This window comes from Mucilaginibacter sp. BGA-UO-ETr-C110 (assembly GCF_059567985.1).
In genome coordinates, this window is record NZ_JCAQPB010000002.1 from 928709 (window position 1) to 946744 (window position 18036).

Below are 18036 nucleotides of genomic sequence, written 5' to 3' on the forward strand. Positions count from 1 at the left end.
GACATGAAAATGATAAAAACTATAAAAATTACCGGGGTACTGATTGCTGTTTTATTAGCAAATACACGTATCCAGGCACAAAATGGTTCGGGGCAATTGGTGGTGCCTTTAAGTGATCCTGGCAAACCTTATAAATTAAGCGCTGGCCTGGTACGCGGATCAATTACAGTGACAGGTTATGAAGGTAAGGATATTGTGATAGACGCCCAGTCGGGAGAAGAAAGACCAGGACACGTAAAAGAGAGCGGCAACGGCATGAAACGCCTGATCGGCAATAATAATCTGGATGTTACCGCCGAAGAAAAGAACAATGTGGTTAATGTAGGCGGCAGTGCCGGCAGGTTTGTTAATCTAATTATTAAAGTGCCGCAAAATGGAGGTAAATTAAAGATATCTACTGTAAATGATGGTAATATCATTGTCTCCAATGTAAAAGGCGAGCTGGAAATAATTAATGTGAATGGTCATATCAAACTAAACGGTGTTTCTGGTTCTGTAGTGGCCAATACAATTAATGGCGATGTGACTGTTACATTCAGATCCATCGACCCAAAAGCAGCTATGGCCTTCACTACATTGAATGGGAATGTAGATGTAACTTTCCCGTCCACACTGAAAGCGAATGTAAAGCTCAAATCAGATCGCGGGGATATTTATACCGATTTTGACGTGGTGAGTACTATGCAGAAACCTGCGGTTACCCGTACTAGTAAAAACGGCATGTACAGCCTTAAAATGGACGACTGGGTTTATGGGAAAATTGACGGCGGTGGTCCCGAAATGTTGATGAAGAACATGAACGGAAATATTTATATCCGCAAAGCAAAGTAGATACGCAATTTGCCATTATACACATATAAGCGTTATCTTGGTGTTTAACTTTGAGAGTATCATTTAAGGAGTTGAACATTGGAAGATATACTGGAAAAATTCTGGCAAAGGATAAACAACTATACCAAATTATCAGATGAAAGCAGGGCAGTCTGGGAGAAAAGTCTGAAAAGAAAGGTTTATAACAAAAATGAACTTTTTTTAACCGAAGGACAGATTCCCAGAACAGTTGCCTTTGTAGCCGAGGGATTGTTTGCGCAAAGCTATACTTCTGAAGATGGCGATACTATTATCAAAAGGTTTTTTCCCGAAGGATATTTCGTAGCATCAACCAGCGCCTTGTTATTAAAAGGGCCAAGCATGTTCACGATTAAGGCGCTGGAGCCAAGTGTGGTGCTGGAGTATAATTTTAATGAGTTTAAACAATTAACAGAAAAATATAATGATATAGCGGCCATGTATATCAGGTACATGGAGCTGCACTGGATCATTGAAAAAGAACCATTGGAGATAGCCTTCCGGTCCGATACTGCTAAAACCAGGTATGCTCAATTTTTAAAAAGTTACCCCACACTTGAGCCCAGGTTAAAACAGCACGAAATAGCAGCGTACCTGGGTATTACCCCCACGCAATTAAGCCGTATCAGGGCCGAATTGTAATTTTTTATTTGTCTCAACATTTGTAAACGTTTTTACTCAGGCGGTTATGGAAATTTGTTTTAAACAAAAGCAAATTATCATGACACAGATCAATGCCTATTTAAAATTTAATGGAAACTGTCGCCAGGCGATGGCTTTCTATAAAAATTGTTTTGGCGGGGACTTAACCCTGCAAACCGTTGGCAACTCGCCCATGGCCGAATTTATGCCGCCCGAAGCTGCAGAGTCAATTATGCATGCCAGCTTAATTAGTGGTGGTATCACGTTGTTTGCCTCAGAACTGATCGAGCCGGAAGGGGTCACCCACGGTAATGCTGTTTATTTATGCATTAACAGCGAAGATAAAGAAGAGGTCAAAACCTTTTTTGAAAAGCTTTCTGCCGAAGCCAGGTTTATTTCGCCATTGCAGGATACTCCATGGGGTGCCTTCGGGGTAATTACAGATCAGTTTGGTTTCGGCTGGTATTTGAATTATGAAGTTAAAACTCAGGCTTAATACTCCATACCATGAATACTGAAATAACCAATCATTATACCGACGTATTAAAGAACGAAGCCGTGGTTTTTAACCCCGGCGAAGGGGAAGTATTAGCTATTGAAAATAGCAGGATCACGCTTAAAGTAACCAGCGAATTGTCAAATAACCAAATGGGGGTATATGAAATTGTGTTAGGCCCCGGTACCGTGGGTGCACAGTTGCATTATCATCGTTTTATGGACGAAACCTTTATTGTAAACAAAGGTACCCTAACCATTCAGCTATCAGACAAGATGATAGATGCCATTGAAGGCTCGGTAGTTTACATTCCCCGATTTACACCTCATGGTTTTCGCAATACCACCGATCGGGATGTTACAGCGACGTTGATATTTAATCCGGGTCAAAGCCGGGAAGGTTTCTTTTTTGGTTTAAAAGAAATACTCACCGAACAACCCATTAACCCGGCTAAGTTTTTAAAGCTTTATGAAAAGTACGACAGCATTCCGGTAAATACCGAAAACATGCTGCCCGGTTAAAAGCTTAAAGTTCCGAACAGGCCGTTCTTATAATCAGCAATGGCCTGTTCGTTTTCTTCGGGTGTGTTCATTACAAAATTATCTTTCGCGGCAACGGGTTCATCAATAGGTTCTGCCGATAGGTATAATACCTGTGCATCGGTTGTGGCTGTTATAGTGATCTCCTCATTTTCTTTGCTGAATACGATAAGGTTATGAACAGATACCGCAGTATCGTTAACCACTACATCGCCATGGATAATATACAGCAAAGCCCAGTAACCCGGTATAGCGGTAAAATTGGCGGTTTTACCCGCTGTTATTTTGCCGACTATAGAAATAACGGGCGTAAAGTTTTTTATAGGTCCGGTTTTACCTTCATAGTCGCCACTTAACAGGCGGAAACTCAAACCATCGCTCTCTAATACCCGGGGTTGCTGTTCTTGAGTGGCGGCCTGATAAAAAGGCTCATCCCATTTGTTGGCCTTGGGGGCATTTATCCAAAGTTGTATCAACTCCTGTAGGCCACCTGTTTTTAACATTTTGTCGGTTGGGCCTTCGCTGTGTAAAATGCCCTTTCCTGCAAACATTTGTTGTACATCGCCGGCTTTAATTACTTTATCGTTGCCTGCATTATCCCGGTGATACCCTTCGCCCTGCAGCATGATGGTATAAGGACTAAAACCACGATGTGGGTGCGGGTGTATTCGTGATGATTGCCCTGGTTTAATAACAAGTGGCCTCATGTGGTGCAAAACAATAAAAGGGTTTGCAAACCGGAAATTTTGATGGGGCAGGGGCTGTATCACTACATCCTCTTCCGTTATTTTTTTCTCGCGCCCCTCCAGTATATGATCGATAGTTTTTTTCATAGCTGATATCAATTCATTAAAAACAACCTAAATATATTTATAATCTGCAGAAAGGGCTTATGCATAATGTCATAAAAACACAAAGCCATCTCATGAACATGAGATGGCTTTATTATAGTGCAGGTTAGTCTTAAAAATTGAAACCCACCCGTGCAAAAAAGCGGCGGCCATTACTGCCCATTTGTACAGCATCGAATGGTCCGGCTGGCTCATTATTAAAGGCAGATAGTTTAGCTCCTTTAACATAGGCAAGATCTGGATGTACATTAAATACGTTATCGGAACCTATAGATATACGAATTGTTTTGTTGAATTTGTAAGCCAGATATACATCGCTTACAACTTTGCCATTGTAGTTATATGCATCTGGCAATTGTCCGGATCCATTATCTGCCGGCACGGTAGGTAGTAGGGTTGATCCGTCGCCATAACCGTCAATAACCACTTTACCAAAATAGGTGAAACGTGTACCCACAGTAAGGTTTTTATGTCCGAATTCCGGATTTAAAGAAAGTTTTTGTGGTGGGGCCGATGCCAGGATGAATTTCTTCTCTCTATCACTTAAAAAAGTTTCTTTTAATTGTGGTGTAGTGCCCAGTATTGGCGGATAGTTTATCTTATCAATGGTCATGTGTTGGAAGTTTCCGGTGAACAATACGCGGAAACGATTATCGCCAATGGTTTTATTATAATCAATAACTACGTCTAAACCGCGATTAGTGGTATTTACCGCGTTTGCAAAAAACTGAGCGGTAGCTACATGCAGGTTATTTAAGGCCGCTATGAAAGCCGGATCAAGGGTGTTATCTGTAGCGCTAAACTGTCCCGAAAGTACTACACGGTCTTTTACCTTGATCAGATAACCATCCGTTGTAATGCTTAATTCCGGAATGGGTTTAAATGTAAAACCCAGACCTAAGTTTTTTGACTTTTCCTGCTTTAGCGTAGGTATGCCCGCTGCTTTGGTGATTGGACTGTAATTGGGCGCTATTTTAACTTCGGTTATTATATTTCCCTGCACATTAGTAAATGTCGAGCTGTAATTGATCTGTTGTAATGAGGGTGCACGGAAACCTGTACCAGCAGAGGCCCGGATATTAAAGTTGTCGGTTATTTTATATCGTGTGGCCAGTTTTGTATTAAAGTTATAACCAAAATCGCTGTAATGTTCCAGGCGGTTTGCAAAATCTACCAGCCATTTTTGGGTAATGTCGGCTTCCAGGTCTACGTATCCGCCAAATACCGAACGGCTTTGTTTTGTAGCATCGCTGGGTTGATAGCCCGGAAAACCCTGCGCACCTGGTGCTTTTACACCTGTAGGATCGTAGTTTTTATAGGATGCCTCCTCACCTGCAAATAAGGTATAGTGTTCATAACGATACTCGGAACCAAAGCCAAGGTTTAAACCCTGCATTATTTTTGAATAGTGTTTATTGATATTAAGATTTGAGGTGCTTTGTAAAAACTCCGATCCGCCATCATCAAAATGTGTTTGTGTGGCTCCTAAGGAGGCATTAAATGTTTTCTCTCCAAAAAAGTGAAACTTATTATTACCGGTATTATTGCTCAGATCCCAGTCCCAACCCTCACCTAATGTTCCTCTAAATCCGGTAGCCAGGGCTAAGTCGGTATTATGGGTTCTGATGATGGGGTTATAATAGGAATCGCCATCAGGAGTGTTGAATATAATGCCACTAACTGGGATTATTTTACCATCGCTTGTAGTAGGGAAACGACCGGGTCTTGAGGAAAAGTTACGACTAAAAGCATAATCATCAGATGCTTTATAGCTATAACCGCCAAAACTGTAAAAAGTGGTTCGGGTACCGGCTAAAGGTATCTCGTTGTTAAAAAAGAACGTCCCGGTTTCTGCAGAACCATCACCATTAGCCCTCCTGGAGGTGTTTATACCCAAAGCTTTTGGGTTTGAGTAGGTAGTATCGTGCGTTTGGCGAAATGTTTTACCATTTTTTGAATAATCGCCTGTAAGGTTTATAAAACCACCGTTTTTACCAATAGCTAAACCATAGTTGGCATCAATAGTGAGCGTATTGCCATCGATAGCGCCACCATGTGGGTATTGTGCTGCAACAACACTTTTTCCGCTGTTAAATGCCGGGTCATAATAGCCCGAGTAACCTACATTCACTACAAACTGGTTGATGTTTTTCTTTAAAACAAGGTTAATTACACCGGCAATAGCGTCTGAACCATATTGAGCGGATGCACCGTCACGTAAAATTTCAACTTTATCGATGGCCGCCGTTGGTATCGCGCTTAAGTCGACGCCTGAGTTGCCACGGCCACGGGTACCAAATACCGCAACAAAAGCAGTAGAGTGGCGGCGTTTACCGTTAACCAATACCAGCGTTTGGTCGGGGCCAAGACCGCGCAAGGTTCCTAACTCCACATGATCGGCTCCGTCAGATCCTGATTGTTTATTGTAATTGAATGAAGGAGCCGCATAATTTAATATATCCGTCAGATCCATACGGCCGGTTGTGGCCGCAGCTTTGGTTATATTTACCACATCTACAGGCACGGCTGTTTCTAATTTAACCCGACCGGCCGACCGGGTGCCTAGCAGTACAACTTCATTAAGTTGGGCTACATCACTTATCAGCGTAACATCAATTTTGGAACGGCCATTTACCGAAATGGTTAGCGTTTTAAAGCCTGTATAGCTAATTACTATTTCGTCAGAGGCGGCCGCGATAATAGAAAACTGACCTTTTGCATTAGTACTGGTGCCTTGAGTGTCATCTTTAACACGCACGGATACGCCAGCCATAGGATTATTACCTGCAGCGTCAGTAACTGTTCCGGTAATTGTTTTTTTTTGAGCCGATGCTATTTCTATACTGAGTAGAAATAATACGATAAAAAATAATAATTTTTTAGTCATAGGAATAGGGGTTTATGTTAATTGAAAATTAAATTAATATCAACCAATATAACTCTTATTGCTATTTTTTCAAATTATTGATTTGTAAATTAAATTTATATTGATTCTGTATTCTGTTTGTTAATAAAAAAGCAAAATTTTTAAACGTTTACAATATTTTATTATAATTCATTTTAGGAGTATAATTATGTTTAAATATGATATATATCATCATAATTATATTATGATGATACTTTTTTATAAGAAGGGTTGTTGGAGTTTTATGACTGTTTTAGCCGGGGTCTGATAAGGGAAAGGAAACTAAATGACATAAAACGATGCCGGGCAGAAAAACTATAGCGAATATTTACTTTAAAGTGAGTCTTACCAGATACTGTTTAAACTCATCTTCGAGTAAAACCTCCATATCGTATCCCATTTCGTCCGCAATTCCGGTGAGTGTTTGTTCGTCGATGTAGAGCCATGGGAACCAGTCGCTTTTTTGCTGGTTATATTGATACTGATATTGTATTTCGCCATAGTAGGGGCCATTTTCGGGGAGCTTACCTTCATACAGGTAGGCGATCTCTGATGAATCAAACAAAAGCTGTCCGCCCGGCTTAAGCAGTTGTTTGGCGTGCTGCAAAAATGTTTTTAGCTTGAGTAGGGTACCCGTCAAACCAATGCCATTCATGAGCAATAGCAGGGTGTCATACCGCTGCTCCTGGTATTCAAATATATCGGCAGTGATTACTTTGTTAACTCCGCGCGCTTTCATTACTACTGATGCCAGGTCGGATATTTCTAAGGCGGCAACCTCGAAGCCACGTTCCTGCAGCAGTAATACATGCCCGCCTGCACCGGCGCCGATATCCAATACATCGCCACGGCACTCGTTTAAGGCCAGCCACTCTATATCGGGCATATCATCTTCTTCGCGGAAATAAGCCTCCACGGGCATCTCCTCGCGGGGGCCATATTGATTATTGATCCAAAGCTGATGCTCCGGCTTTTTATAATAATGATCATGGATGGCCTGGCCTAATATATCTTTCATATCGCCGCAAAAATAGCGAGAAAGGCGTTGGAATCAAGAATCAAGAGCCAAGAATCAAGAAAAACAATGATAATGGCCCGACTAAATCCTAACCGCTAATGGAAAATGATTATTGAAATTATAACCTTACAATTAAGTTTTTTATTAATCTTGACTCTTGATTCTAATCTCTTGACTCTAACATCCATGCTGGCACATTACGGTTTATTGGTTCTTATTCTTATCGCGGGTGTAGTTTATAGCGTATCTGCCCGTAAACTAACCCTAGTGGCGGCCATCACCGGGGCTGTGGTTGCCTGTTTGGTTTTTGCCGGGGCGGGATATACAGGCGTGGCTATAATGACCACCTTTTTTATTTTAGGTTCGGCTGCTACCTCCTGGCAAAAACATACAAAAGAAAGTTTCGCCAATTCCGAAGAGCATCAAGGTGGCAGAACCCCTGCCCAGGTGTTGGCTAATGCGGGTGTAGGCGCCATAACCGGGCTTTTAGTTTTATTGTTCCCTGCATATACCACACTATGGGTGTTAATGATGGCTGCAAGCTTTGCATCGGCAACAGCAGATACTTTATCTTCTGAACTGGGTACTGTTTACGGTCGGCGATTTTTTAATATCATTACGCTGAAACCCGACCAGCGGGGATTGGATGGTGTGATCAGTATAGAAGGGACTTTAATAGGTGGGGCAGGCAGTTGCGTTATAGCTCTGGTTTATGCCATTGGTTTTGGATGGGGTAGCAGTTTGATCTGGATTATTATTGCCGGAACGATTGGTAATTTAACAGATTCTATACTGGGAGCCTTGTTGGAGCGCCGTGGATACATGAGCAATAATGTCGTAAACTTTTTAAATACCCTGGTGGCTGCCCTGATTATAGGGGTGATTTACCTGATTTAATGTTGATATTTGATCTACTATGACTGCAGGTATCATATTACTCATCATTATTTTGCTTATCGGGTATTACTTTTTAAAAGGTAAACGCAAACCTCATACTATAACTTCAAACCTTGTTTATAAGGCTATTTTAGCCCAGTATATCCCGTTTTATCAAACCTTGAGTGCCGTTGATAAGCTCCTGTTTGAGCAAAAAGTAAGTGATTTTTTGGAAGGTATTACCATAGAAGGGGTAGGCACGGCCATTGAAGATACCGACCGGGTAATGATCGCTTCAAGCGCGGTGATCCCCATTTTCAGACTGAATAATTGGAGGTATAGCAACCTTACCAATGTGATATTATATCCGGATACTTTTGATAGTGAGTTTCAGTTTGAGGGCGAGGGCCGGAATATCCTGGGCATGGTAGGTTCGGGCTATATGAACGGACAAATGATCCTCTCGCGGGCGGCGCTTACTAAAGGTTTTTCGCGTTCGGCTGGTAAAGAAAATACGGCCATTCATGAGTTTGCGCATCTGCTGGATAAATCGGACGGTGCTACCGACGGTATTCCCGAAAACCTGCTGGCGCATGATTATGTGCTGCCCTGGTTAAAAATGATCCACCACGAGATCCATCAAATAGAAGAAGGTAAATCGGATATCAACCCATACGCCGCTACCAGCGAAGCGGAGTTTTTTGCTGTAGCCGCCGAATACTTTTTTCAAAAGCCCGAAGAGCTGAAACACAAACACCCGGAGCTATACGAAATGTTATTTATGATGTTTATGCGGGTGAGGAGATGATTTTTAGTGCCAAGTTTTAGTATCAAGTATCAAATACTTTTTTAGTGTTATCCTTCTCTGAAATTTAAATGGGTGTTATGCAGAGCTCGTCGAAGCATAGCGGGGAGGCCTCTGCGCACGACCCTTCGACAAGCTCAGGGTGACAGGCCCTTTTTAGGAGTCTGGCAAAAATTTCAATCTCTTGATACTTGCTAGCTGCTTGATACTAAAATCAAATACTGCCAAAGCCCAGGTCCAGCTGGCCGGCAAATGAGGGTGCTTTATCTGTTTCACCGATATGATAAACCGGGGTTTCTTCAAATCTTGATGCTACAACTACATGGATACCTTCGGCACAGGCGGTAAACAGGTCTTCGACTAGTTTGGGGTTGTTGTTATTGTGCGATAAGTGCGAGAGCAGCAAATGGGTCATGTGCGTGGGCCTGTGCGTAGTGAATAATGCCAGCGCCTGCTTGTTTGACAGGTGACCCTTACCGCCACGGATGCGTCGTTTAAGATGATAGGGGTAACCACCGTTATCGAGCATATCGTCATCATAATTGGCTTCTAAAAAAGCAGCATGGCATTGGCTAAAATAGCGGATGAGCCTGTCGCACACCACACCAATGTCTGTAAATATACCTACGTTGATATCGCGGCAGCTTACAAAAAAGCTATGCGGCTCAGAGGCGTCATGTTCTTTGGGGAATGAGGTAACCTGCAGTTCGCCAATGTTCACTGTTTCAAACTCCCGTAAATGGTGCACCAGTTGTATATTCACGCTGTTGCCTAAATGTAACAGGGTGCCCGGAGTAATATATACCGGCAGGTTGAACTTTTTGGCCAGTACCGGTATGCCGCGGATGTGGTCAGAATGCTCATGCGATACAAATATGGCTTTTACTTTTTGCATGGATAAGCCCAGGCGGGCCATGCGTTTCTCCGTTTCGCGGCATGATATGCCGGCATCAACCAATATAGCCTCCCGCTCGTTCCCTACGTAATAGCAATTGCCGTTACTGCCCGAATTTAGTGATGTAATGAATAATGACATGTAAATACAAAGTAACGGATTTAAGCCAAATTTTATCTTTACTTAACGTGCAGTGTTTAAAAATAATCACTAAAGTTTCGCGGCTATAAAAAGCTGCTTATATTTAGCCATGGATTCACCCCAAACTTTACCGGTACTTGATGCTACAGAGCTGCGTGTATTGGGCTCGCTGATGGAAAAAAGCAAAACCACGCCCGATTATTATCCAATGACTCTTAATGGTTTAACCGCGGCATGTAATCAAAAAACATCGCGCAAGCCGGTTGTGAATTATGATGAAGGCACAGTTACCGAGGCGTTAAATACGCTCAAAAGACGCGGACTGATCTCTACCGTTACCGGTGGCTCTATCCGGAATATAAAATACAAACACAATTTTGCCATCGTATTTCCGGTAATACCGGCCGAAGTAGCTTTACTATGTCTGCTGATATTGCGCGGTCCGCAAACACCGGGCGAGCTCAACACCAATTCCGGCAGGTTATATGAGTTTGAAACGATAGAGGAGGTACAGGAAATGCTTGAGAAACTGGCCGATCCGGCTTTGCCTTACGTGGTGCAATTACCAAAACGACCTGGGCAAAAAGAAGTACGGTATGCGCATCTTTTAAGCGGTACGCCCGATATTAATGACTACGATGATGTGGAAGAAACCGGCTCTCGCTCAACCAGTGGTCTGGAAGCCCGTGTGACTCAACTGGAAAATGAACTGGCCGAAGTGAAAGAGAAACTGGTTAAATTGATGCAGGAATTAGGGGTGGGGGAATAAATTATTTTTGGTTGATATCGTCTATACGCGTATGGTACTTATGATGAACGAGTACAGAAGTGGTGCGGTGATAACACCGACCACAAGCTGAACATGTTGTTCATACGTCATTGCCACGCTGCGCTCGCAATGACGCGTGGGGAGTCTATTTATACTTCTCTTTATCCAGGTTCTTTTTTACCACAGCTTCATGAGCCCTTTTGAGTATAGCTACCAGGTCTTCGGTTTTCATGGGTTTGGCAATGTAATCATCCATGCCTTCAATCAAACAAAGTTCACGGTCTTCGGGGCCAGCGTTGGCGGTCATGGCAATGATGTAAGGTTGTTTAAAAGCGTACTTACGAATATGGCGGGTGGCTTCAAAGCCATCCATTTCGGGCATTTGCACATCCATAAATATCACATCAACAGGGTTTAATTTTAGTTTGTTTAGGGCCTCGAGTCCGTTTGGGGCCATGATAAATTGGTAGCCCAATTTGGTTAGCATCCGGTCAACCAGTTTTTGATTGATCAGGTTGTCCTCGGCCACTAAAATGCGCATCGGGAAATCAGCCACGAAATCTGCATCAAATAATTTAGGAGATACTGACTCGGCGAAAACCATAGCTGGCTGGTTTTGGAATTCGGCCTGTATGCTTTTACCCAGCTGATTTTGCTTAACAGGCTTGGTGAGGATAGCGGCGAACAATCCCGGGTATTTTTTCTTTGAACCATCACCAATGGAGCTCAGCATAATTACAGGCAGATTTTTATAATTTCTTTTAATGGCTCGTGCCAGGTCGACCCCATCCATATCTGGCATTTCCATATCGGTGATGACCAGGTTGAATTTTGCGCCTTCCGATAAAAGATCAAGCGCTTCTACAGCCGATGCTACGGATACGGTTACTATTCCCCATTGTTCCAGCTGGGTTTTTAGTATAAACCGGTTGGTTTGGTTATCATCAACCACCAATATCTTTTTACCTTCCATTTCGGCAGGGTTCAATATTATCGGTACATGTTTTGATTGCTTTTTACTGATAGCTGCCCTGATGGTAAACATGAATACCGAACCTTCTTTGTAAATACTCTCCACCCAGATATCGCCGCCCATGAGCTTCACCAGTCGCTGACTGATCACCAGGCCCAAACCGGTGCCGCCATATTTGCGGGTAGTTGATGAATCAACCTGCGAGAAGGCATTGAACAGGCCCGGGAGTTTTTCGTCGGGAATACCTATTCCGGTGTCCATCACACTAAAGCCAATCTCAATATCGCCATTTTTAAAGGTCTTGGACAGGAATACTTTTATAAATACTTCGCCTTTTTGAGTGAATTTTAAGGCGTTACCAGTTAGATTGGTGATCACCTGTTTAAGCCTTAGGCTGTCACCGATAATTTGTATGGGGAGGATGGGATCTATCTGGTAAACGAGTTCCAGGTTTTGCTGTGAGGCTTGCTGTGAAAAAAGGTCCATTACCTCTTCGATGCAATGGCGCAGGTCAAAATCCTCCTGCTCAATATCCATTTTACCGGACTCTATTTTTGAAAAATCAAGGATGTCATTGATCACGTTCACCAAACTGTCACCGCTGGCTATAATCGTATTGGTATATTCCCGCTGTTCGCTGTTCAATTCCGTCTCATTCAAAAGGGAGGCCATCCCAATCACGCCATTCATCGGTGTCCTTATTTCATGACTCATGGTGGCCAGAAATATACTTTTAGCTTTGTTGGCTTTATCAGCTTCTTCACGGGCCTGTCGTTCTTGCTGACGTTGCAGTTCCAGTTCTTCAGATTGTACCAGCAATTCTTCGTTCAAGGCTTGTAGCTCTTCAGATTGAGACTGTAATTCACCATTCAGGTCCTGCAGGTCGGCAGATTGCTTTTTCAGCTCTTCAGACTGTTGCAAAACTTCTGCTGTACGTTCAGATACCTGCTGCTCTAATAGCGCTTTTTGTTTAATGATGGAATTTACTTTTAAACGGTATAAGCCATATATAACAGCAAAAACAAAAACAGTAACCAGGATAATAAACCACCAGGTGAGCCAAAACGGAGGCAAAACTGTTAATTCTAAAGTCAGCTCATGGGTTGACCACACGCCATCCCCATTATGACTTTTTACTTTAAAAGTGTAATTACCGGGAGGTAAATTGGTATAGGTTGCCGTGTTTTTCTGTCCAACATTATTCCAGCTCTTATCAAAGCCTACTAATTGATAAGCATAAATGGTACGGCTTGATAAGGCATAATCGAGCGAAACAAATTCAAATGAAATTACCGATTGATCATAGCTTAAAGTAATAGCTTTGGTAACACTGATATCTTGTTTTAAGGGCGATGGATCCCGATCATTTATAGCTACCGGTATGGAATTGTTAAAGATCTGGAAGTCGGTTAAAACTAAAGGCGGATTATAATGACCAGAGAGAATCTTTTCTGGGTCAAATACGTTGAACCCGTTAACCCCGCCAAAATACAAGCGGCCATCCTTGCTTTTTAAAGCAGATTTGGCTTTAAATTCATCTGCCTGCAAGCCATCATCAACGGTAAAGTTTTTGAATTTTTTGGTTACAGGATTGTATTTCGAGATACCTGTATTAGTACTTATCCAGAAACTCCCACTATTGTCTTCTTCAATAGCGTAGGTGTAGTTATTGGGTAAGCCGTCTTCAGTTTTAAAAACGACAAATTTGCCTGTTTTTGGATCAAAACGATTTAATCCATCAAATGTACATATCCATATATTACCGGCCTGATCTTCTAATAAATCGAGCACAGCGTTGTCACTAATACTGTTTTTTGAAGGATCATGTTCATAAACGGTAAACTTGCCGCTTTTAGGATCAAAAAGATCAAGGCCGCCATCGCTTGTTCCTACCCAAAGATTGCCCTTCGAATCTGTCAGTAATGAATTAATATTATCGTTGCTCAGGCTTTTGGGGTCATTGACATTATGCCTGTAGTGCTTGAATTTGTTTGTTTTAGAATCGTATTGATCAAGACCCTGACCAAAAGTACCGATCCATATTTTATGATCGGTTGTTGCTGTAAGGGCATATACATTATCCCCGGCCAAACTGCTGCTATCATTAGGGTTGTGGTGGTATGATTTAAACTGATGGGTGCGGGTATTCATCACGCTGATGCCGTTGCCCCAGGTACCTATCCATAAGTTGTCTTTATCGTCTTCTTCAATAGCCAAAACATAGTTACCGGCAATGCCGTTTTTATTATTTTCCTGATGTTTGTATGTTGTAAACATCCCTTTGATAGGGTCAAACAGGTTTAATCCGCCTCCATCTGTGCCTATCCATATATTATCCTTTTTATCCTGATAAAAATCCAGTACATAATTATTTGAAAGGCTTCCGGTTTGAGCAGTATGCTTATAGTGGGCGAAGTTTTCCTTTATTTTTTTATACAGACTTATGCCCGAAGCGAAGGTGCCTATCCACATATTCCCCACATTATCTTTTAATATTACATCAACAGAATTACTGGCTATACTGCTATTATCAATATCGTCCTGATAATGGCGGGTAAACTTGTTTTGGGTATAATTAAATATACTTAAGCCTCCGTTTTCTATCCCTATCCATAAATTTTGATCACTGTCTTCGGCGATGCTTTGAATGCTGTTGCCCGAGATTGAATTGTTATCGTTGGGGTCGTTTTTAAAATGTTTGAAGGTATGGGTATTGCCATCATATAAATTTAAGCCCCCACCATCCGATGACCCTATCCAAAGGCGATGGGTGCTATCTTCAAAAATGCAGTTTACGTTATTTACAGATATGGACCCCTCAATCTTATCATCATGCATAAAACGGGTAAACGTTTTAGTAGATGAATTAAAGAGATTTAAACCACCATTTATAGTTCCAACCCATAAGTTGTTATAACTATCAACACAAATACTTCTGATGTTGTTATCACTCAAACTACCGGGATCATTACTGTTATGTTTATAGTGTGTAAACCGGTTTTTATCAACACGGTATTCATCAATACCATCTTCCTGATAGCCGATCCATAAATTACCTGTTTTATCAAAAACAAGCTTTGTTATATTGTTGCTCGCTATAGTGTTCGCATTGTTTTTATTGTGCAGGTAGTGATAAAAATGATTTTTTTTTCGATCATATTTATTTAATCCACCGCCCAATGTGGCTATCCAAAGGTCGCCGTTTTTATCTTCAGCAATATGAGTAATATAATTACTACTGATGCTTGTACTGTCGGTAACAATGTTCCGGAAGATCTTGAATTTATTACCATCAAAGCGGTTTAAGCCATCAAGTGTTCCTGCCCATATAAAACCATGGCTATCCTGAAAAATAGTGTTGATGTTGAGCTCTGACAAGTTAGCACGACTACCAATGCGCTGAAAATGCAAAGGCTGGTTTTGAGCAAACACACATAATGATATAGTCTGAAAAAGTAAAACAAGATAAAACTTACAGCCCCTCATTATATCAATAAATTATGATTTATATGGTAGCAAATAATCGAATGAAATGATTATCTAATTTACTAAAATACTGTTAAATAAATCGGAATTAGGTATAGCTATTTAAACACCGGAATATTATAATTGGTTGTAACGCAAAAGCCGCACGCTATAGGCAGTTTAGCAAAAGTAAATACACTGCGTATATTAATACCTAAACAAGCCGTACTTTTGCATATGCAACAACAAAGCAAGGATCCGCTGCACGGGAAAACATTACAGGTGATACTAGAAGAACTTTTGGCTCAGTTTGGCTGGGAAGAATTAGACAAACGCATCCGTATTAATTGTTTTCATGATAACCCCAGCATACAATCAAGCCTTAAGTTTTTACGTAAAACCCCCTGGGCCCGCAAAAAGGTAGAAGATCTGTACGTGGCTTACTGTGTAAAGTAGCTTAGTGTTTACGTTTGTTGTTCATCTTGGCCTTTTGGCCAGAACTATAATTGTAGGTTTTTGCATTAGCGGCCTTTTTTTCATGAAAGGCGGCGCCAGCTATAGGAGCATCGGGGTTTGATTTGGCTGGTTTTTTATCAGCTTCCTCTTTTTTTGCTTTTATCTCTTTTTCAATAACCAGTTCATCGGGCAGGGTGGCTGTAGGTATTTTTTTACCACTGACTTGTTCTATCTTTTTAACCTGGCTTAGCTCCAGATCGGTGGCAAAGGTAATAGCCAGGGTTTCCTGCTCATTGGTGGGGTTGTGGTTGGAGACTCGCTCAATAAATGTTTCTTTTTCCAGGGGCAGATCAAAATGAATCAGGAAGGGGATACCGGCTAAGTCGACGGTGTCGTTATTTTCATTGATCACAATTAACACCCTTGAGTTTTCGGCAGTTTTAAAATCTTCGATGTTTTTAAAACCGTTGGTATCAAAAAACTGCGGGTTTAAAAAAGCTACGGCATCACGCAAGCGGCTATGCAGGCTTTTATATAGTTTGTCGGCAGTAACTTTGGTGTTTACAAAAACCACTGTTTTGGTGAACAGTTCCTCATCATACAGGAACAAATTGAGCAAATTGAGCTTAGTGCCAAAGTTTGGCACATTATACAGCAGTTGCGGATGTGTTTGTAAAGGTTGTTCCTCTAGTTCTTCTATTTCAATAATGGCAGGCTGATTCATGAAAGGGGCCAGCATTTTTTCGAGCTTACTGTGCATTACCTCGGTAAATACCAGGTGCTGGCCTCTGCCTATGCTGTTGGCCAACTCTACAACCGGCAGCTGCAAACCTTTTTTGACCATCAGATCGGCATCATCAATTACCAACAGATCAACTTTGTTTAAGTTAAGCGCCAGTTTCAGGTAAATAGCCCTTGCCCTGTCGGGAGTGGCCACCACAATATCAGCACCGTCAGCCAGTGCATCCATCTGCGCTTCAATGCCTGGAGCAACGTATAAACCAACAATCGAGATCGATTTGTTTTTATTGAGCAATTCAAATTGTTCAATAACCGCCATTACCTGTTCTTTTTCGGGCACCAGGATCAATACACGCGGAACACCTTCGGGGGCGTAATTGAACCTGTTTAAAACACCTAAAACATAAGTGGTGGTTTTGCCGCTACCTTCGGGACCTATGGCTATAATATCCTGACCGCCAACTATGCGGGTAAGCGTTTTTAATTGCAATTCCTTAGGGTCTGTAAAACCTGCTTCATTTACCGATCTAACCAGTTGCTTATTCAGCTTTAATTTTTCAAACCACACCATCAGGAATTCTATTAATTTATTTAAGATGGCAAAATTACCAATTTAACTGCTCATATTTTTATAAAGATGAATTATAGGTAAAAGAGTAAGGATAGAAGAGCAAGGCTAGGAGGATAAAGGAGCAAAGATAAAGGACAAGGGAATGTTCAAGACTTCTTTCGGCTGAAGGCGAAGAGAGGGTGGTCCAGCGAAGCGCAGACCGGGTGAGTCGACTTTACGCCAGGATAATCAAAATAACATACCTGAAAAAGTGCTCCGTGGCGCCAGGTCAAGATAGGGGTAGGTAACCTTTGAAAGATATAAGCCCTGTGGATGGGCGGGTATAATGATCTGTGGAGTTTGTTTGCTGGCCAGGTAATGTTCAAATTCATCAACACTCATGTCTCCACGACCAATATCCAGCAAGCGGCCAACGATGATCCGGATCATTTTACTCAAAAACCTGTTGGCCGATATGTGAAACCGCAGCCTGTCGCCGCTTTGATCAACAAACAAGCCGGCCGATGATACCTTACAAATGGTATGGTCGATCCTGTCAGGCATTTTGCAAAATGCCCGGTAATCATCATACAATGGCAGCAGTGCGGTGGCCTTTTTCATGGCATCAATATCCAGGTTTGTTTCTGGATACAACGAACTAAAGCCGCTTAAAAACGGATCTTTATAGGTATGGATAAAATAATCGTAGGCGCGTTGTACGGCATCAAAGCGGGCATGAGGCAGGCCTTGCATCGGGATAATATCGAATAATGCTATATCATCAGGTAATATTTTATTGAGCCTGAAAAACAGGTCGAAATCCCATTCCTTTTCCAGATCAACATGAAAAAAAAACTGACTCGCGTGTACATGCGCATCGGTGCGGCCGCAGCCAACAACAGCAACAGGATATTTAAACAGCTTGCCAAGAGCGGTTTCTAAAACCAGTTGAACACTAATAACACCCGCGTGTTTCTGCCAGCCACTGTACTGTGTACCATGATAACCTATATGGAAAAAATAACGTATCAATATGTGGCTCAAAAATCTGTAAAAAATCTGGTA

Annotated in this window: 15 protein-coding genes; 8 read left to right on the plus strand and 7 right to left on the minus strand. The window is 41.9% G+C overall.

Annotation, left to right across the window (positions count from 1 at the left end; genetic code table 11):
- The first annotated feature begins 3 nt into the window (after window positions 1-3).
- The 4 genes from AC57BQ_RS05280 to AC57BQ_RS05295 all read left to right on the plus strand — a co-directional run bounded on the left by AC57BQ_RS05280 (window position 4) and on the right by AC57BQ_RS05295 (window position 2508).
- Window positions 4-831 carry a DUF4097 family beta strand repeat-containing protein gene (locus AC57BQ_RS05280; RefSeq protein ID WP_496405269.1) on the plus strand — a complete coding sequence of 276 codons (828 nt, stop codon included), beginning with the start codon at window positions 4-6 and terminating at the stop codon, window positions 829-831.
- Window positions 832-909: 78 nt separating this feature from the next.
- Window positions 910-1491 (plus strand): Crp/Fnr family transcriptional regulator, encoded by a 582-nt coding sequence (locus tag AC57BQ_RS05285; protein ID WP_496405270.1) that lies wholly within the window; start codon window positions 910-912, stop codon window positions 1489-1491.
- Window positions 1492-1570: 79 nt separating this feature from the next.
- Window positions 1571-1987 (plus strand): VOC family protein, encoded by a 417-nt coding sequence (locus tag AC57BQ_RS05290; protein ID WP_496405271.1) that lies wholly within the window; start codon window positions 1571-1573, stop codon window positions 1985-1987.
- Window positions 1988-1998: 11 nt separating this feature from the next.
- Window positions 1999-2508: a cupin domain-containing protein gene (locus AC57BQ_RS05295; protein ID WP_496405272.1), complete on the plus strand. Its 510-nt coding sequence runs from the start codon at window positions 1999-2001 to the stop codon at window positions 2506-2508.
- Here AC57BQ_RS05295 and AC57BQ_RS05300 read toward each other — a convergent pair.
- From AC57BQ_RS05300 to AC57BQ_RS05310, 3 genes are all read right to left on the minus strand, one after another.
- Complete coding sequence (locus AC57BQ_RS05300; RefSeq protein ID WP_496405273.1) at window positions 2505-3359, minus strand: pirin family protein; 855 nt, start codon at window positions 3357-3359, stop codon at window positions 2505-2507. The two genes, AC57BQ_RS05295 and AC57BQ_RS05300, sit on opposite strands and share 4 nt — an antisense overlap.
- 130 nt (window positions 3360-3489) lie before the next feature.
- Window positions 3490-6264, minus strand: a complete 2775-nt coding sequence (locus AC57BQ_RS05305) for a TonB-dependent receptor (RefSeq protein ID WP_496405274.1) — start codon at window positions 6262-6264, stop codon at window positions 3490-3492.
- A 346-nt stretch (window positions 6265-6610) separates the two neighbouring features.
- Window positions 6611-7300, minus strand: a complete 690-nt coding sequence (locus AC57BQ_RS05310; RefSeq protein WP_496405275.1) for a class I SAM-dependent methyltransferase — start codon at window positions 7298-7300, stop codon at window positions 6611-6613.
- Window positions 7301-7486: 186 nt separating this feature from the next.
- On the opposite strand from AC57BQ_RS05310, the gene AC57BQ_RS05315 reads away from it, so the two are divergent.
- Both AC57BQ_RS05315 and AC57BQ_RS05320 read left to right on the plus strand, forming a co-directional pair.
- Window positions 7487-8197 carry a DUF92 domain-containing protein gene (locus AC57BQ_RS05315; protein ID WP_496405276.1) on the plus strand — a complete coding sequence of 237 codons (711 nt, stop codon included), beginning with the start codon at window positions 7487-7489 and terminating at the stop codon, window positions 8195-8197.
- A gap of 19 nt (window positions 8198-8216) precedes the next feature.
- Window positions 8217-8984: a M90 family metallopeptidase gene (locus AC57BQ_RS05320; protein ID WP_496405277.1), complete on the plus strand. Its 768-nt coding sequence runs from the start codon at window positions 8217-8219 to the stop codon at window positions 8982-8984.
- 211 nt (window positions 8985-9195) lie between these two features.
- Here the strand turns inward: AC57BQ_RS05320 and AC57BQ_RS05325 are convergent, their stop codons facing one another.
- On the minus strand, window positions 9196-10017 hold the full coding sequence (locus AC57BQ_RS05325) for an MBL fold metallo-hydrolase (RefSeq protein WP_496405278.1): 822 nt from the start codon (window positions 10015-10017) through the stop codon (window positions 9196-9198).
- A 109-nt stretch (window positions 10018-10126) separates the two neighbouring features.
- Here AC57BQ_RS05325 and AC57BQ_RS05330 point away from each other — a divergent pair, with 109 nt between their 5' ends.
- On the plus strand, window positions 10127-10786 hold the full coding sequence (locus AC57BQ_RS05330; RefSeq protein WP_496405279.1) for a YceH family protein: 660 nt from the start codon (window positions 10127-10129) through the stop codon (window positions 10784-10786).
- A gap of 145 nt (window positions 10787-10931) precedes the next feature.
- Here AC57BQ_RS05330 and AC57BQ_RS05335 read toward each other — a convergent pair whose 3' ends face one another.
- Window positions 10932-15191, minus strand: a complete 4260-nt coding sequence (locus AC57BQ_RS05335; RefSeq protein ID WP_496405280.1) for a hybrid sensor histidine kinase/response regulator — start codon at window positions 15189-15191, stop codon at window positions 10932-10934.
- A 177-nt stretch (window positions 15192-15368) separates the two neighbouring features.
- Between AC57BQ_RS05335 and AC57BQ_RS05340 the strand changes: the two genes are divergently transcribed.
- On the plus strand, window positions 15369-15680 hold the full coding sequence (locus AC57BQ_RS05340) for a VF530 family protein (RefSeq protein WP_496405281.1): 312 nt from the start codon (window positions 15369-15371) through the stop codon (window positions 15678-15680).
- A gap of 1 nt (window position 15681) precedes the next feature.
- Here the strand turns inward: AC57BQ_RS05340 and AC57BQ_RS05345 are convergent, their stop codons facing one another.
- The gene (locus AC57BQ_RS05345; protein WP_496405282.1) at window positions 15682-16992 is read right to left on the minus strand and encodes a DEAD/DEAH box helicase; all 1311 of its coding nucleotides are present in this window, start codon (window positions 16990-16992) and stop codon (window positions 15682-15684) included.
- Between the two features lie 228 nt (window positions 16993-17220).
- Window positions 17221-18015 (minus strand): tRNA pseudouridine synthase A, encoded by a 795-nt coding sequence (locus tag AC57BQ_RS05350; protein WP_496405283.1) that lies wholly within the window; start codon window positions 18013-18015, stop codon window positions 17221-17223.
- Window positions 18016-18036 lie beyond the last annotated feature (21 nt).

Excerpts from the sequence above, each read along its gene's own strand:
- AC57BQ_RS05280 (WP_496405269.1), top strand. The coding sequence starts at position 4 with ATGAAAATGATAAAAACTATAAAAATTACCGGGGTACTGATTGCTGTT.
- AC57BQ_RS05290 (WP_496405271.1), top strand. The coding sequence starts at position 1,571 with ATGACACAGATCAATGCCTATTTAAAATTTAATGGAAACTGTCGCCAG.
- AC57BQ_RS05295 (WP_496405272.1), top strand. The coding sequence starts at position 1,999 with ATGAATACTGAAATAACCAATCATTATACCGACGTATTAAAGAACGAA.
- AC57BQ_RS05300 (WP_496405273.1), bottom strand. The coding sequence starts at position 3,359 with ATGAAAAAAACTATCGATCATATACTGGAGGGGCGCGAGAAAAAAATA.
- AC57BQ_RS05305 (WP_496405274.1), bottom strand. The coding sequence starts at position 6,264 with ATGACTAAAAAATTATTATTTTTTATCGTATTATTTCTACTCAGTATA.
- AC57BQ_RS05310 (WP_496405275.1), bottom strand. The coding sequence starts at position 7,300 with ATGAAAGATATATTAGGCCAGGCCATCCATGATCATTATTATAAAAAG.
- AC57BQ_RS05315 (WP_496405276.1), top strand. The coding sequence starts at position 7,487 with ATGCTGGCACATTACGGTTTATTGGTTCTTATTCTTATCGCGGGTGTA.
- AC57BQ_RS05320 (WP_496405277.1), top strand. The coding sequence starts at position 8,217 with ATGACTGCAGGTATCATATTACTCATCATTATTTTGCTTATCGGGTAT.
- AC57BQ_RS05325 (WP_496405278.1), bottom strand. The coding sequence starts at position 10,017 with ATGTCATTATTCATTACATCACTAAATTCGGGCAGTAACGGCAATTGC.
- AC57BQ_RS05330 (WP_496405279.1), top strand. The coding sequence starts at position 10,127 with ATGGATTCACCCCAAACTTTACCGGTACTTGATGCTACAGAGCTGCGT.
- AC57BQ_RS05345 (WP_496405282.1), bottom strand. The coding sequence starts at position 16,992 with ATGGTGTGGTTTGAAAAATTAAAGCTGAATAAGCAACTGGTTAGATCG.